General features: G+C 45.2%; 11 protein-coding genes. 4 read left to right on the forward strand and 7 right to left on the reverse strand.

Annotated elements, in window-relative coordinates; all coding sequences use genetic code 11:
* The first annotated feature begins 17 nt into the window (after positions 1–17).
* From ACIFO6_RS20895 to ACIFO6_RS20905, 3 genes are all read left to right on the forward strand, one after another.
* Positions 18–1,985 (forward strand): BglG family transcription antiterminator, encoded by a 1,968-nt coding sequence (locus ACIFO6_RS20895; protein WP_430043499.1) that lies wholly within the window; start codon positions 18–20, stop codon positions 1,983–1,985.
* 140 nt (positions 1,986–2,125) lie between these two features.
* Complete coding sequence (locus ACIFO6_RS20900; protein WP_430043501.1) at positions 2,126–2,641, forward strand: RNA polymerase sigma factor; 516 nt, start codon at positions 2,126–2,128, stop codon at positions 2,639–2,641.
* Positions 2,628–4,244: a DUF4179 domain-containing protein gene (locus ACIFO6_RS20905; protein WP_430043503.1), complete on the forward strand. Its 1,617-nt coding sequence runs from the start codon at positions 2,628–2,630 to the stop codon at positions 4,242–4,244. The genes ACIFO6_RS20900 and ACIFO6_RS20905 overlap by 14 nt, the downstream gene beginning before the upstream one ends.
* A gap of 88 nt (positions 4,245–4,332) precedes the next feature.
* Here the strand turns inward: ACIFO6_RS20905 and ACIFO6_RS20910 are convergent, their stop codons facing one another.
* The 7 genes from ACIFO6_RS20910 to ACIFO6_RS20940 all read right to left on the reverse strand — a co-directional run bounded on the left by ACIFO6_RS20910 (position 4,333) and on the right by ACIFO6_RS20940 (position 15,658).
* Positions 4,333–7,380, reverse strand: coding sequence for a glycoside hydrolase family 2 TIM barrel-domain containing protein (locus tag ACIFO6_RS20910; protein ID WP_430043505.1), 3,048 nt, complete (start codon positions 7,378–7,380; stop codon positions 4,333–4,335).
* 56 nt (positions 7,381–7,436) lie between these two features.
* Positions 7,437–8,261, reverse strand: a complete 825-nt coding sequence (locus tag ACIFO6_RS20915) for a carbohydrate ABC transporter permease (protein ID WP_430043506.1) — start codon at positions 8,259–8,261, stop codon at positions 7,437–7,439.
* Positions 8,258–9,154 (reverse strand): carbohydrate ABC transporter permease, encoded by an 897-nt coding sequence (locus tag ACIFO6_RS20920; protein WP_430043508.1) that lies wholly within the window; start codon positions 9,152–9,154, stop codon positions 8,258–8,260. The genes ACIFO6_RS20915 and ACIFO6_RS20920 overlap by 4 nt, the downstream gene beginning before the upstream one ends.
* 102 nt (positions 9,155–9,256) lie before the next feature.
* Positions 9,257–10,546 carry an ABC transporter substrate-binding protein gene (locus ACIFO6_RS20925; protein ID WP_430043511.1) on the reverse strand — a complete coding sequence of 430 codons (1,290 nt, stop codon included), beginning with the start codon at positions 10,544–10,546 and terminating at the stop codon, positions 9,257–9,259.
* A gap of 435 nt (positions 10,547–10,981) precedes the next feature.
* Positions 10,982–12,793, reverse strand: coding sequence for a cache domain-containing sensor histidine kinase (locus tag ACIFO6_RS20930; protein WP_430043513.1), 1,812 nt, complete (start codon positions 12,791–12,793; stop codon positions 10,982–10,984).
* 39 nt (positions 12,794–12,832) lie between these two features.
* Positions 12,833–14,392, reverse strand: a complete 1,560-nt coding sequence (locus ACIFO6_RS20935) for a response regulator transcription factor (protein WP_430043515.1) — start codon at positions 14,390–14,392, stop codon at positions 12,833–12,835.
* A 291-nt stretch (positions 14,393–14,683) separates the two neighbouring features.
* Positions 14,684–15,658 (reverse strand): NAD(P)H-dependent flavin oxidoreductase, encoded by a 975-nt coding sequence (locus ACIFO6_RS20940; protein ID WP_430043517.1) that lies wholly within the window; start codon positions 15,656–15,658, stop codon positions 14,684–14,686.
* Positions 15,659–15,939: 281 nt separating this feature from the next.
* Between ACIFO6_RS20940 and ACIFO6_RS20945 the strand changes: the two genes are divergently transcribed.
* Positions 15,940–16,557, forward strand: coding sequence for a TetR/AcrR family transcriptional regulator (locus tag ACIFO6_RS20945; RefSeq protein ID WP_430043519.1), 618 nt, complete (start codon positions 15,940–15,942; stop codon positions 16,555–16,557).
* Position 16,558: the final 1 nt, after the last annotated feature.

The following is a 16,558-nucleotide window of genomic DNA, read 5'->3' on the forward strand; positions in this document are numbered from 1 at the left end:
GGAGGTCTTGAAGCTACATGAATTTTCCCTACAAACGCTTGAAAAAGCTGTACCAGCTCGTCAGTGGAAACGAACAGGGCTGGTCTTGGACCACCAAAGCGTTGTCTGAGCGGCTGGAGGTCACAGAGCGGACGATCCGCGACGATCTCAAAAAGCTGGGCGGTATTCTGAATGAATATGGAGCACGGCTGGAATCCAAGAGAGGCAGCGGCTATACAATCATGGTCGTTGATCCCGAAAGATACCGTTTTTTCGCTGAGGAAGGTCAGCAAGAAACGGAGGTAAGCGGGCGGCTGCCGGGAGCACCGGAAGAGCGCATACGGTATGAGCTGTTCAAGCTGCTGAATACGGGAGAATACGTGAAGATGGAAGACCTCGCCGACGAGCTGTATATTAGCCGGGCGACCATGAATAATGATTTTAAAATTATTCGGCGGATTCTGGATGATTATGCTCTCACCCTGCGCACCAAGCCGGGATATGGCGTGAAGGTGGTCGGGGAAGAGAAGAGTATCCGTTACTGTCTCGCTGAGTATGCCGATGTACGCGATGAAGAAGGACAACGCAGCGGTATGCCTTTGGAACAGCAACAGCTGTTTCAGGGGCTGGATTTACCGCGAATCCGTGCAATTATTTTGAAGCATCTGCGGCCCAACGGCATCAAGATGGCGGATTTGGCGCTGAAGGACCTGATCACCCATCTGGCGGTTATGGTACTGCGAGTGAAGGAAGGGCATGGATTGGAGCGCTTTGAAAAGGTGGCAGGCGGTCAGCGGGATATTGAGCTGGCTACTACCATTCTGAGTGAGCTGGAAGAGGCTTTTGGCATCACCTGTCCTTTGGGGGAACTGGATTATGTCCTGCTGCACATCGTCAGCAAAAAGATGGCCGAAACCGAGTGGGAGCGTCTCCAGTCTGACCGTCTCTTCCTGGCTGTCCGCGAGATGCTGACATTTGTCTACGAGCGCTTCACCTATGATTTGCGTGAAGATGAACGGCTGTCCCGGGATTTGTTTGTGCATCTGAAACCGATGCTGACCCGGCTGGAGCATGGCATGAACATGCGTAATCCGTTGCTTGGACATATCCGCAAATATTACCCGCTTGCTTATGAAATCACGGTCGGTACGGTAAAAGAACTGCAAAAAGCATTTCCGTATGACATCAACGATAACGAAATCGGTTATTTGGCGCTTCATATCGGAGCCGCCTTGGAACGCAAATACAATATTCCGCATCGGCGTCGTAAAACCGTGTTGCTAGTGTGCGGCTCCGGCTATGGAACCGCCCGGATTTTGGAATCCAGATTGCGTTCGCTGTTCGCCGAGCTGGATGTATCCCGAGTGGTTTCACTTCGGGAATACGAGGAAATGCTTACTGTCGACGAGGATTTGATCGTATCGACCATCCACTTGCAGCAGCGTAAGGATAAGCCGTCGGCGGTGATTAGTCCGATTCCTTCGGAACGGGATATGGAGACGATCACACGGATGGTGCGTGCGAGCGATGAGGAGCAGGAAATTTCACTGCTGCGGTATTTTGACCAAGACTTGTTTATGACCCGATCCGATCGGCCGAAAAAGGATGCTCTGATTGAAGAAATGAGCGGTATTTTGAGGCAAAAGGGAGTTGTGACTGACAAGTTCCTGCCAGCAGTCATGGAGAGGGAGAAGCTGGGATCTACGGCACTGGATCGAGGTATGGCGATTCCCCATCCCTTGGAGCTTAGCTCTAACCGGACGGTCGTAAGCGTGTGTCTGCTGGAAAAGCCGATTCAATGGGATGCCAACCATGAGGTCCATGTTGTATTCCTGCTTTCGATCTGTAAAGAGGATTACGAGCAGGCGATGGGGATTTACGATCTGTTTGTAGAACTGATCCGTCAGGAAGAAACGCTGGAACGATTAAAGCACTGCCATTCCTTTGATGCCTTTATGCTAATAGCCCGTCAGGTGCTTGCGGTAAAGAGCAATGATTTTCATTGAGGGCTGGTCAAACGTCGGGAATCGAACAATCCATAACAGGTGGTCCTATATATAGGGCTGCCTTTTTTCGATATAAATGAACGGTTGTACTCTATTATTAGTCTTAATAGATGAGACCACAACAAGGGAGGTGCGCGTATATGACTGATCGAGAGCTGTTTGAGCTATATAAGGAACAGATATATTATTTTTGTTATTATCTGATGCAAAATCAAGCAGATGCAGAAGATGTTTGCCAGGAAGTGTTTGTCAAAGCACTCTTGGCCGATAGGTCCAAGGTACAAGATCTCAAATCGTGGATTTTACGAATTGCTTCCAATGAGTGCAACAATGTACTTAGAAGGCGGAAAATTGGGCTGATGAAGGAAATACGAACTTTTTTATTGTCACGTCCTCATTCATTTAATCCGGTGGAAGAGAGCTTATATCATCGAGAAACGAAGACAGAGCTACACAAGCTATATAACAAGCTTCCAGATAAAATTCGAATGGTCGTAGTCCTTCGTTATGTAAACGAATTGACTGTGCCGGAGATCTCTAGAGTTATAAATATACCCGAAGGAACAGCTAAATCCAGATTAAATCGGGGGCTTAAACTGCTAAAAAAAATGATGGTATCCCAAGTAAAGGAGATGAGTAGCAGTGAGTCGATATGATGAAAAAGAACAGCACATTCCTCAACCTGACTATGATGCAATGTGGGTAAATATAGAACAGGAAGCAACCAAACGAAAAGCAGCTTTGCAACAGTCACAGGAAGCACCTATGCATCGAGCAAAAATTGTTCCTGCGAGTATCGTATTCTCATGTTTTCTGCTCGTTGCCATCCCTGTATTCGCTGGTGTGGCTATCAATTGGGATAGAATAGGCGGACGTAGTGTAACCATTGCGCTAAATAATGGTATTGGCCAGCGGTATGATCTAAAAGCATCCAGTGCAGGCATTACGATGAATTTGAATGGTGTTGTAACGGATGGCGAAAAAATGAAAATGCTGATCTCTCTGGATCCAGGAACCGATCCAACCAGTTATATTGGGTTTGCTATAGAGAACACGATGGTAACTAGCAATTCTGATACCAAGGAACGAGCACACGGATATTTAAATTACGATCCTCAAAGCCAGAAGCTCCTCGGCATTTATGAAACGGTTGATACTTTAAAGGATCGTAAAAAAGATTACACCTTTGAGGCACGGAATCTAATTTTTTATCGTAACCAGGATATTCTCTTAAAGACGGATCATCAGGCTGGGGATACCCTTGTTACCGGGAGCAAGCAGTATCCTAACATTTATATAGAATCCGTTCGACAAACCAACAGCAAGACTGTTGTCCGTTTTAGAGTTGCTGCGGCACCATCCGATTTAGGACGTGGGAACCCGCATTTGGTAATGAAAGTGGGCGACAAAGAGACAGACGCCATCCCAACCATTCTACCTAGCGACAGCTCAGACTTGCATATTGAGCAGGTATTCAACATGACTGCACAGGATTGGAAAAAGGCAAACCTTCATTTTTGTTACATTGAGGAAGCAAAACGAATTGAAGGTACTTGGAAGTTCGAATTTGAAGCGGATGGAAAAAAAGCAAGTGAAGCGATTTATTCCAAGAAGCTGCATACCAGCGCCGAATTCCAAGAAAATACAGGCACTACCTTAGACCAACTGATTGTTACCCCCTTGGATATTGAAATTCTAGTAACAGAGCGTGATTCACTTAAAAAAGGAAATGTTCATTATAAAACTGCTCAACTGGTTATAGGGGATAAAAAAATTAGCGGAGGATGGAATATTAAAGGAGCTGGTCCTGAAAATTATCAACACTTATATCAATTCGAATCTCCAGAGTGGTATAAGAACTGGTCTGATGTTCCAATGAAACTTATATTGAAAGATGCTGTCATTGAGAAACGTGATACGTCCAAGAATTGGATCACTCTTCATAAACCTAAAGAAGAAAAACAGTTCGCAGAGCTTAATGCGGACGGTTATCAAATTGATTTCACATACTATACAGAGGGAAAAGATTTGATTGTCGAATCGAAATCCGGTTCCCCTGGCTTCAAAGGCGTCAACCAAACAACGATGCGAATTAACGGTAAAGAAGTAGTGCCTGAGATCATTGCGAAGGGGATGATATCCACAGGAGTTAATGTTGACCGTTACAAAGATATTGAATTAGACGGAAAATTGGAACTAAATCCTGGCATCTACAAGTACAGTGATCCTGGACGTGATATTGAAGTTATTTTGAAATAGAAATGGCCCTTCCAGCTTTAGCTTCTCATGAGGAAGCAGTGGAAGGGCTTTTGTTATATTTACTTGTCTATCCGGTGAGCGTGCTTATTTACACCCGTTGTACGGTAAACTCAAACTCCAGCTTCTGATCGGCTGCCATTTGGTATTCCTCGTGTACGGGAGCGCCCCAGCTATCGTCGCCGCCGACACCCATTTGCTTGCCGGCTACAGTAACAACGGTGTAGTAGACGTTGGGCAGCTCATACTGATGGTATGCACTTTCCAGCTCAAATGCTGTGTATGGTGAAATATTGCATTCCACAGGCGCGGTTGCAGGTGCAGTAATGCGAATACCTCGCTGAGAATCGTCGGTCATATCGACACGGCGTACGCCTGTACGGTTACCGGATTCCTGTGGCACGACATAACCGGATACGTTGTCCGCTGCCTCGTTGTGGAATACGCCGAGTCTTGCACCAAAGGCCCGGTCGATATAGTTTTCCTCCGGTCCCATAGCGTACCATTCCAGATGGCGATAGTCTGATGGAACCTTGAAAGAAAGGGCAAAGATCGGCAGATTAGGCAACCCGGATACGCCTTCATAAGTGGATTTCACTTTCAGGCTGCCATCGGCAAAGACGGTATAAGCTACGGTTACCTGTACGTCTGCATGAATGCTTAGTGTATAGCGGAACGTAACGGTTACGTGATCAGTTTGCTCCTCCGTGACTTCAATTCCCACGCATTTGCGTGTTAGACTCGCAGCAAACCAACCGCCCGCTTCAAACCCAAGCGCTACACCTCTGTCATTGTCCGTGGTTGCACGCCAGAACAATGGGGCAGGAGGAATGGCGATCATCTCGCGTCCAGCGTAGCGCAGTGAAGTCAGGCTGCCTGCTCCTTTGGAGAACATGATACTGAAATCTGCACCGTGAACGCCAATGTTTACATCACCATGCACGATGCGAATGCTGCCGGCAGGAACAGTCTGTGGACGGGTATCTTCCACGATGAAAATATGCTGTCCGAAGGCTACTTCATATCCAGCCTCCGCCCAGAGTGTAGCTTCTTTCAAGACCAGAGACGTGTGAATAACATATTCACCGGGCGCATCTACTCCAGCCGTATCTGTCAGCGTCAACGGAATATGAGCTTCTGTCTGTGCGGCTACGCCCACTTGAATCACGTTCCGTGCGATTTCCCGGCCCTCATGCAGCAGGCTGTATACCAGCTCGTAGTCATCCGTTCCCTCGAACAGATTTTCATTGCGAATCGTCACGCCTGTGCGATCCGGGGTCAGCTTCAGATTTTGGTACAGGAATTTGACCTCCTGCATCTTCGGTGAAACCTTCCGATCTGCATAGACGATTCCATCCGTACAGAATCCATAGTCTGTGGCCCGGTCGTCAAAGTCGCCGCCGATTGCGAGGTACTCGCGTCCATAACGATCTTTTTTCATAACCGCCTGATCAATATAATCCCAAATAAAACCGCCCTGATATAGCTCGTATTTATTCTCCAGCTCTGTATATTTGTGCATACCGCCTACGGAATTACCCATCGCATGCATGTACTCACAGCTAATATACGGCTTTTGCGGATTGTCGTTCAAATACTGCTCGATATCTGCGGGCTTGGCGTACATCCGGCTCTCCATATCGCTGGTATCATCGTACGTGCGGTTGTGGAATACGCCTTCGTAGTGCACCAGACGGCTTGGGTCGGTGGCTCGGAAATAATTGGCTACATTCCGCAGCACTTCACCCGCATAGGACTCATTGCCGCAGGACCAGATCAGGATGGACGCATGGTTTTTGTCTCGTTCCAGCATGGAAATGGCGCGGTCCATAACGATATCCTGCCACTCAGGCAGATTGCCGGGAATATTCCACGAAGGCTCGACTGCGCCAAGCTTTTGCCAGGAGCCGTGTGTTTCCAGGTTCATTTCGTCGATCACATACACCCCGTACTCATCACACAGCTCATACCACAGGGTCTGATTCGGATAGTGAGAGGTGCGAACCGCGTTCATATTGTTTTGCTTGAGTGTACGAATATCCCATAGCATATCTTCACGCGAAATCGCACGTCCGGTGCGGGCGTTGAATTCATGACGATTTACGCCCTTGAAGACGATCCGCTTGCCGTTCAGATGCATCACCTTGTTGATCAGTTCAAACTTGCGGAAGCCGATCTTCTGCGGAATGACCTCCACCAGTGTCCCGTCCGGCTCGTGAATTTGGATGAACAAGGTGTACAGGTAAGGCTTTTCGGCGCTCCAGCGCTGGACTTGATCCAGTGTCGCTGACAGCGAAGCCTTGCCATCTGTAAAATCCGCCTTCAAAGAAGCTACAATCTGGCCCGTAGCATCTTTGACATCGACGGCTGCATAGGCTGCTACTTCTTTTTCCAAGGTCAGCTCCAGCTCCAGAAGGCCCTGCGCATACGGGGCGTCCAGATCGGCCTTGGCATGCAGATCACGTACGTGAACAGATGGGATGGTGTACAGATATACCTCTCTGAAAATACCGGAAAAACGCCAGAAATCCTGATCCTCCAGCCATGCTCCTGTACTTCTCTGATATACCTCAACCGCCAGCTTGTTTTCGCCAGCTTGCAGGAACGGTGTCAGTTCAAAATCGGACGGTGTAAAGCTGTCCTCGCTGTACCCGACAAATTGCCCATTCAACCACACATAGAAGGCCGACTCGACGCCCTGAAAGGAAATGAACACAGGCTGACCGTCAGAAGCCATATGCTCCGGCAAAACAAAGCTTTTGATATAGCTTCCGACCGGGTTGTGATCTTCTGGAATATGTGGTGGGCGAACGTCGGACTGTCCGTCCCACGGATACATCGTATTCACGTACTGCATTTGGCCGAAGCCTTGCGTCTGAATATGACCCGGTACCTGGATGTCGCTCCAGCCACCGTATTCAAAATCAGGGGCATGGAACTCAACCGGACGGCTGACCGGGTTCGTAGCATAGTTGAATTTCCAGCTACCGTTCAGGCTATGACGCCAAGCCATATCGGCATGACGCTCCGCTTCCTGAAGTGTAGCGTAATATTTATGATCGGAATAGGCAGGCAGCCGATGTACTGCAAACTTGGTTACGTCGGTTAGCCAATCCAGGCTGGGGGTGTGAATAGTCAAGGCGAACACTCCTTATTTTTAAATTAATATGAAGGGATTTCACAACAGCGAACCCGTTATTTTACCGAGCCTACCATACCCGCTACAAAATGCTTCTGCATCAGGAAAAATACCAGTGCAGTCGGCAAGGTGGACAGGACAATAGCAATCATAATCACACCATAATCTGGTGCATAGCCGGAGCCGAGGTTCGAAATCAACAACGGAATCGTTTGATTTTCCGGCGTTTGCAGCACGATCAGAGGCCAGAGATAGTTATTCCAACTCGACATGAACGTGATGATAGCGGCAGCGGCATAGGTTGTTTTCATCGTAGGCATATACACCCGGAAGAACAGACCCAGCTCGGACAATCCGTCCATGCGACCAGCTTCCAGCAAGTCCTTGGGAAACATCTTGGTGCTTTGACGGAAAAAGAAGATCAGAAACGCCGTAGTCACCGTCGGAATGACGACAGACGAAAGTGTATCAATGCCGATCCAAGGCAGTGTGTTGGAGATACTGCCGAACATCCGATAGAGCGGGATCATGATCGCCGCAAACGGAATCATCATAGACATCAGCAGGATATTGAAGACAATATCCTTGGCTTTACTTCTGTAAATTTCAAAGCCATAGCCTGCCAGGGAGGCAATCAGCATCGCCAGCAGTGTCGTGGAAATCGAGATTTTCGCCGAATTGCTCAGCGCAGTGACGATGTCCACCTTATCCATCAGATGATGGATGTTATCCATCAGGTGGGAGCCGGGCAGAAGCTTACCTTTAGTCACATCGACCGACAGGTTGGTAGAACTGGATAGCATCCACAGGAACGGGAAGATCGAAACGAACGACATAATGATCAGAAAGGCATACGTAAATAATCTTTTCGTTTTCATCATTTTTTCTCACCTGCCACTTTGAACTGGATGATCGACAAGATAATGATCATAATGACGATAGAGTAGGATACGGTCGCCGCATAACCAAAGTCGGATGAATATTTGAAGGACAGGTTGTAGATATATTGCGAAATAGACGATGTAGCGTTCCCCGGCCCACCCTTGGTAATATTCATGATTTCATCAAAGAGCTGGAGTGTACCAATCGTCGATGTAATCGAGGTGAACAGGATAATCGGCTTAAGCAGTGGAACCGTAATGTTGAAAAACTGTCGAATAGGGGAAGCACCGTCAATACGGGCCGCTTCATAGATGGAGCTGTCAATATTCTGGAGACCAGACAAGTAAAAGATCATATTGTAGCCAGTCCAGCGCCATGTGATCGCAATAATAATCGTAACCTTGGCCCAGAAAGGGTCTGTAATCCATTGGATCGGCGTGCCAATCACATGCAGATTCAGCAATAAGGAGTTTACCAGTCCGTCAGCCGAGAACAAATACTTGAACACAACGGAATAGGCTACCAGCGATGTAATACAAGGCAAGAAGATGGCTGTGCGGAAAAAGCCCTTGAATTTAAGATTTTTATCATTGAGCAATACTGAAATGAACAGAGCCAGAATCACCATCAATGGCACCTGGAAAATCAGATAGATAAATGTGTTCTTCACGGCGGTTATAAACATTTTATCTGTGAACAGACGCTTGTAGTTGTCAATGCCGTTGAAGGTCAGATTAGACCCCGTGCCTGTCTTGAAGGACAAGATAAGCGCCTGGATCATCGGGTAGAAATAAAAGGCTGCAATCATGATCACTGCGATGGATATGAACAACCATCCTGTCATACCTGCCTTGAAACGCGATGTCGTCATTTTGGGTGCGGCTGTTTTCATAACCATATCAACTCCCTATGCAGCATTAAAACCTTGAACTCGCAAGCCCAAGGTTTTAAGTGCTTATCGTTTTATTGTTTAGCCTTGGCTAGATGGACTGTCTTATTTAAGCTGTGCTTCTGCTTGTCCTTGAGCATCTTTCAGAACGGTGTCTACATCTTTGCCGTTCAAGTAATTTTGAATTTCAACGGTCATGATGTCCTCAATGGCATAAGTGTGCATGCCATAATTGACTTTTGGAACTTGTTTGGTCCATTCTGCGAATTTCTTGTAGACTTTGTCGCCACCGAAGTACGGATCTGTCTCGTCATAAGCTTTACCGCTGGAAGCTGCGTTTAATGAACCGACAATTCCGATTTTGCTCAGCATATCTTGATATAGATCTTGATCTGAACCGAATGTTTCTTTCAGGAAATCAGCAGCAATATCTTGACCATCTGTATTCAGGACATACCAGGAGCTGCCGCCGAGGCTGGAAGCATTCACGGATTCAGGTACATTTTTCAATTTAGGGAAAGGAACAACGGCCCATTTACCCGATTGCGAAGCTTCTGCTTTGATTGAAGGTGTAATCCAGTTACCTGTTGGTACGGAAGCAACTGCACCGCTATTAAAGGCTGCCAGGAATTGACTCCAGTCGGCATTCATTTTAACAATGTTCGCATCGAACAAGGATTTGTACGTCAAGAGCGCTTCTTTCAGAGCTGTATTACCTGCCAGGTTTGGTGTTTTACCGTCTTCTTTCAGGTACCATGAACCTGCGGATTGGATCATACCACGGATCAGACCGAGGTCGTTTGGATCTTGAGTCAGCATATCTTTACCTGTTTTTTGTTTTACGGCTTTACCGATTTCAATGAATTTGTCCCAATCAATGTTGGTCAGGTCAGCTACTTTGTAGCCAGCTTGTTCCAAATAATCCGTTCTTACATACAGACCCATAACACCGGAGTCGAATGGAACACCGTATTGCTTGCCGTTGTAGCTGGTCGGTCCAATTTTATAATCGGCGAAGTCGGATGCTTTGATCGAGTTGCTCATATCATGGAAGGAATCAGGATAGGCTTGCAGGAAGTTTTGTGCCCGGTAATCCTCAATCAGAACCACGTTAGGCAATCCTTTGTTAGAACCGGAGTTAAGACCGGCATTCATTTTTTGCACGATATCATTTTGAGCATATTCAACAATGTTTACGTTTACATCAGGATGTTTGGCGACGTAGCGATCTTTCGCCAGCTTTAGGGCCGCGATATTGAAGTTCGGGTCCCAAGCCCAGACCGTGATTTCTTTCTTACCGGAATCCGTGGTGGTCGCGGCTTTCTCGGAATTGCTGGAACATGCAGATAGCAAGATCAAGCTTGCGATCAGCAGAAGGAAAGTCATTTTTTTCATTTCGTTCAACCCCTACTCTTTTTTTATAATCATTTAAAATTTATTGAAAGCGGTTACCTTGTTTATGAATCTAGTTTATCATCCTTGCTCTGCGGGCAGTTAGGAATATCTTTATACGGATTTGTCTTATTATTATGATTTATCAAAAAAGGTACCGCTTACATTTGTTCTTTTTTTAGATTTAGGTATTTTTTTTAGATTGAACTAAAGTTGTACACGAAGCGCCACTGCGCGGTCGGATGGTGCTTCCCATCGCTGTTGTATCCAGATTTCTTTATTCAAATTATATAAGGTTGAAATCCGGATACAGCTTATGCTTCCGATGCGAGCTTTCCTATGGAAAGCTTTTAGGCGACCGCTACGCTTGTACAGCACCATTCCGCCCACTCCGTTCTTGTTCCACCTTCTTTGTCTTTAGTTCAGCCTATATTTTTATTAGATAGGAGAGGCGGGTTTTACGATCAATGGCAGTGTCATTTTCACTTTGGTACCCTCGCCTTTTTTGCTGGAGATGGTCACGCCATACTCTTCTCCATAAAGAAGGGTAATGCGGTTGTGTACATTCTGGATGCCGATACCCGTGAACAGTTGGCGCTTGCTTTTAGGATTGGGCAGTCCGTCCTTTGCCGTATGCCCGTCCAAATCCATACCGTCTCCGTCATCGGCCACCTCGCAGATTAATGTATCGTCCGTTTTGGACACCAGTATATAGATGTGACCCGCGGTTTTCTCATTAAATGCATGGAAAAATGAGTTTTCGATAAAAGGCTGAATAATCAGCTTGGGCACATGGTACTCCAGACAATCCGGCGATACAAAATAATTCACCTGTACCCGCTGTCCGTAGCGAACATGGTTAATGAACACATAATTTTGCATGTTGGCCATTTCCTGCTCGATGGTGATCGTTTCGCTCACATTGCTGATTGTATTTTGCAGTAGGGAAATGAGCGCATTGATCGTCTCAGCGGCGGTTTCCTTGTTTCCTTTGAGCACCAGCATTTTGATCGAAGCCAGTGTATTGTACAGAAAATGTGGATTGATCTGCCGTTGCAGTGCAGCCAGCTCTGCATTCCGTTGTCCTTTTTGCGTCTCCAGCAGCTTACGAATATAGTCATTCAGTTCATCCAGCATGTAATTGTAGGCATGACTCAACTGCCTGACCTCATAGCTGCCCGTTACCGGGAGATAGTTATCAAAATTTTTCTCGCGGACAGTCGACATTTGCTTAACCAGCCGAGTCAAAGAACGAATCAAACGCCGGGAAATCAGAAAAACGATCAACAAAGCAATCAACACGATGCCAATGCAGATCAATACAACCGATTTAACGTCAATAATTTGTCCGATTGCGGTTTGTCTATCAATCATGTTAACCAGGTAAAAATCATACGAAGGAATATAGTTGGAAAGGAGGATACTTTCCTTGTTCATCACGTTCGCATTAATGTAATTTAGCCCTTGCTCATTGATTTTTGTCGCATAGCCCAGCAGCTCACGGGAGTGTTGTCCGATCAAGTCCTGACGGTTGCTCGACACAATGAGTCCCGATTTATCCAAAATAAGTACATCATTGCCGTTGCTTGTGAAGTTGTTATAGAAGCGGCGGAATTCGGGCTCGCGAATGGCAATGTAGATCATGCCATACAACGTACCGCTAGTTCGCTCCATGAATGCCCTGGAGGCGATAATATAGGGTGTGGGTTTCTGTCCGGTATTATTCATTTGCTGACGAAGTAAATCAGTATCCAGCTGATACATAAGCCGTGTCGGCTGTGCCGCACTTCGGGCTGTAATCAAATTGTTCCTGAGCTCCTCCGCAGTTACCGGCCAGTAGGACGAGTCGGAATAGAAGCTTCGGCCGTTCATGCCCGTTATGGCGACACTGACATCATAGGCGTCGACATTTGATTTAATTTGCTTCATCTGCTGTGCCATACCGAAGTAGATGCGTGCCGAGTTAATGGAATCGAATTGACCGCCTGTCAGATAGTTTTTGACCGTCCCGTTTTCCGAGGCATGGGTTACGGCATTCACAATCGAGTCATTGAAGGACTCAAAGCTGGACTGAATCTGGCTGAGTACCTTGGCATTCGTAATACTGAATGTCTCGGCAAAGAGTCGTTCAGACATTCGAATCGTCACCAAAGTGGTCAGCAAGGACACCGCGGTGATGCTGACCACCATAACGACAAATATTTTAAAGAACAGACCTTGATATTTGATTTTTTGCATATACCTTTTCATATTCAATCTCTTTTCTGCTGGCAGATATGCGTTTGCTCTCTAATGGAGATACTCCCGGCGGTATTGACTGGGGGAGTAACCCGTCACCTTTTTGAACACTTTGGTAAAATAGCTGGGGTCCGAATAGCCGACGGTGCTGCTAATATCCGAAATGGACATCGTACCCGACCGCAGCAGCTCCGCAGCCTTTTCAACCCGAATTTTGTTCAAATACTCGCTGAAGCCCTCTGTATGATGCGCTGTAAAATAGCTCGACAAATAGGAGGGATTAAAATGAAAATATTGACCGAGTGTCGTCAAATTGAGCGTCTCGGCGTGATGCTCCTCAATATATTCCAGCAGCTTCTTCATGCTCGCACTGCTTCCTTGCTGCGTTTTAGCCAAAATCTGCATATTCGCTTCCTCTAAAAAGGTCTCCAGCAATCGCACAGCTTCATGTACATGAGGTGTATCATTTATGGCTTTGAAATAGGAGTATTTTTCCGCATCCAGCTCTTTCATATCATACCCCTGATTCCCGAGCAAGGTCGTAATGTTAAACACGATGTTTCCGAGAAGAGATTTGAATTCAAAAGCGGTGGAGGTATAGTTGCGGGACATGGCAGCTACATAAGATCTTAAGTCCTGAAAGGCCGTATCAAAATGCTCGCGTTTCATCTCTTCCGTGAACTGCTTTAAGTTAAACGAGCTGTTTACCTGAACAGGCTTGGGAAGCTCGTCTTCCATCAGGAGTGCAGTTCCCGGGAAGTAAAAGCGATAGCTCAGCAGCTTGGGCAGTTCATCCTGATAGACCTCGCTAATCTGATTAAAATCATCAAATAGACGGCTGACCGCCCAGCCCGTCTGTGGTTCGACTTGCTTCGTCTCCTGAGCTACTTCCCTGACTGCAGCCATCCAGGAGTGTAATTCACGTGGATCAAGATTGGCTAAAAAAACAGCCGCATTTGCATCAGACGGCAGTCGCCGCAACACGATTTGTTCACAGGCAGATGTCACTCGATCAGTGAGCCTGGAAAATAGGTCCGAGGCAGGGTGGGACTGGCCTTTCCCCTGTGGTTCCGCCTGTTCCACGCCTATGAGTGCAAAACGGGCATACGGAAATTCCTGTTTCAGCAGCTCCATATCGTATTCAATGCTATAGCCGGAAATGAGCTTTTCTATCACATGATCCATCGTAATTCGATTATCCCCGGCATCTGCTTGATAATGAAAAGACGGTATTTTGCGGGCCGTTCTCTGGAGCACTTGCAGCAGCTCATCCGTATCCAGCTTGGGCTTCAAAATATAGTCAGCAACACCTTGCTGGAAGGTGGATCGCACGTAATTAAACTCACCGTAGCTACTGAGCACAATGACCTCAATATCAGGATAGTTCTGTCTGACAATGCGCGTCAGCTCCTCGCCATCCATGATAGGCATCACGATATCCGTAATGACAATATGCGGGCGCAAAGTTTCAATCAGCCCTAACGCTTCTTTTCCATTAGAAGCCTCGCCTACAATACGAAATCCATACTTCTCCCACGATAAATGATGCTTGATCCCTTGCCGTACCAATATCTCATCATCTACAATCAAAATATTGCATAGCTCTTTCATGGCAGCACTCTCCGTAATTATACCTATTCAAAAAAAGACCTCCATTAAAGCGGACGTCACATCATTTGAGGCACATAATTGATAACGCTTCCAAGTCGACTCGAATATAAAGTATCTAATCTTTACATGCTAACATAAACGACAGGTGTACTCCAAAGATATCTCAAATTAAGCCTTTCTTTTCATATCGGTTGCTGGGCCATTGAATGTTATATGGAGAATAAGCTGTATATATGAAAAAAAGAAACGGAAAAGCAGGTCTGCTTTTCCGTTTCCTTCTATATTTTTAAATCAAACTTCAAACTTAACGATCTTCGATATGGTTTCATGATACCCTTCTAATACATCATGTATGATATCCTTTACACTCTTAATCTCAGTTATTAGTGGCACTATTTGTCCCACCATCACAGCGCCCAACTCATCAACGTCGCCTTCTAGCATTGCTTTTTTTAAAGAGCTTTCAGCAACTTCTTTTAGCTTTACTGCTGCCTCTTTTTTACTGTAATTGTTCTCAATTTCAATTATTTCATCTGAAAGCTTGTTCTTCAATTGTCTACATGGCTCATCTGTAGAATATCCTGTTACCACAGTTTCCATATCACCAGCTTTTAACATGATGTCTTTTACATTTGGATGTACTACCGTTTCTTCTGCACACATAAAAATGGTTCCCATTTCAATACCGTCAGCACCGAGAGCAATAGCTGCTGCCATTCCTCTGCCATCAGCAATACCACCAGAGGCTACTAGAGGTATGGATAAGCAGTCCGCTGCTTGCGGAACAAGAACCGTTGTTGCTTCATAAGTAGTATGTCCGCCACCTTCCCAGCCTTTTACAATAACTGCATCTGCACCAGCTTTCTCCGCAGTAATTGCATCTTGAATGGTGCTGGCTTTTACAATGACTTTTATTCCTAATTCATGCCATATAGAAAAGTATTTTTTGGATAGCTCTAAATCAAGCCCTATTAGCGTATCAGCATAAATAACGGGTGGTTTTTCCTCTGAAGCCACTTTTGTTACATGATCTAATAATTCAGGAGCCATAATTACATTAATTGCAAATGGTTTACTCGTCATATTTCTTGTAGCAATAATCTGGTCTCTTATAAAATCTAAAGGAGCAAAGCCCACTCCTAATACACCAAGACCTCCACTTTCAGAAACGGCTGCAACTAATGGTGCTGTTGAAACCCAAGCCATGGGTCCTTGAATAATTGGTTTTTCAATTCCTAAAGCTTTACATAAAGAATGGTTAGACATAAAATATTCTCCTTTTCATCATTATCATTTTTGGAGTCAGAGTAATCAACGTGCAGACCCACCGAGAAACCTGTTTCCTATAATATTCACAAAATCATCATGAAATTTGACACGCTGATTGTTTTTGATACAAACAGATAGCGTTTTATAATAATATTATAGAAAAGAAAAAGAATAAAAAATATCATCAAGGTTTATATAGAATGTTGTTTAAACAACATTTACGGTGGATTTTGTTGTTTTAATCAGAGCAAAATGGATGAATTGAGGTGTAGCGAATATTGAACAACATAAAAATAAATGACTTGCGTGTTATAAAAACACTTGAAAATATAAAATATGGCTTCTCTTTATGTGTAAGTCAAAAACCCTTTTCATCTGTTTCTGTAAAAGATATCATTACTGCAGCAAGGATTAATCGCTCTACATTCTACAAGTATTATGAGGATAAATACCGATTAAGAGAATCGTTGGTAAAATCGACATTGGAGGAACTTTCGAGCAATGTTGACTTAGCATCTTTTAATCTGGAAAATAATAAAATCAATGAAGCCTTGAATGCTTTAAAAAAACAACTTCAATTTATGTATGATCATAAAGACTGGTATCTTTTATTATGGAATGAGAACCTTGAGTTATATGTCTATGAAGATATGGAACGATTATTTGAAAAAAGAGCCAGGGAATGTTTTCACATAAATAGCATTGAAAAAGAATCTACGAACAAGGAACTTGTAGAAAAGCAAGAATTATTAACTCGTTTGTTTGCATCGTCTGCAATGACAACGGTCAAATGGTGGTATGAACATTCACCAAACATGGCCCCAAAGGAAGTGGCAGATATTATCTTGAATTATATTAAATATGGATCGCAGCGCACCTTTCTGACAGCCCCTTGAA

The sequence above is a fragment of the Paenibacillus sp. NRS-1781 genome, from assembly GCF_050467745.1.
GTDB classification, from domain to species: Bacteria; Bacillota; Bacilli; order Paenibacillales; family Paenibacillaceae; genus Paenibacillus; species Paenibacillus terrae_A.

What these genes read in the sequence shown, in the direction of transcription:
- ACIFO6_RS20915 (WP_430043506.1), bottom strand. Translation starts at nt 8,261, where the DNA reads ATGATGAAAACGAAAAGATTATTTACGTATGCCTTTCTGATCATTATG.
- ACIFO6_RS20895 (WP_430043499.1), top strand. Translation starts at nt 18, where the DNA reads ATGAATTTTCCCTACAAACGCTTGAAAAAGCTGTACCAGCTCGTCAGT.
- ACIFO6_RS20920 (WP_430043508.1), bottom strand. Translation starts at nt 9,154, where the DNA reads ATGAAAACAGCCGCACCCAAAATGACGACATCGCGTTTCAAGGCAGGT.
- ACIFO6_RS20935 (WP_430043515.1), bottom strand. Translation starts at nt 14,392, where the DNA reads ATGAAAGAGCTATGCAATATTTTGATTGTAGATGATGAGATATTGGTA.
- ACIFO6_RS20925 (WP_430043511.1), bottom strand. Translation starts at nt 10,546, where the DNA reads ATGAAAAAAATGACTTTCCTTCTGCTGATCGCAAGCTTGATCTTGCTA.
- ACIFO6_RS20930 (WP_430043513.1), bottom strand. Translation starts at nt 12,793, where the DNA reads ATGAAAAGGTATATGCAAAAAATCAAATATCAAGGTCTGTTCTTTAAA.
- ACIFO6_RS20940 (WP_430043517.1), bottom strand. Translation starts at nt 15,658, where the DNA reads ATGTCTAACCATTCTTTATGTAAAGCTTTAGGAATTGAAAAACCAATT.
- ACIFO6_RS20900 (WP_430043501.1), top strand. Translation starts at nt 2,126, where the DNA reads ATGACTGATCGAGAGCTGTTTGAGCTATATAAGGAACAGATATATTAT.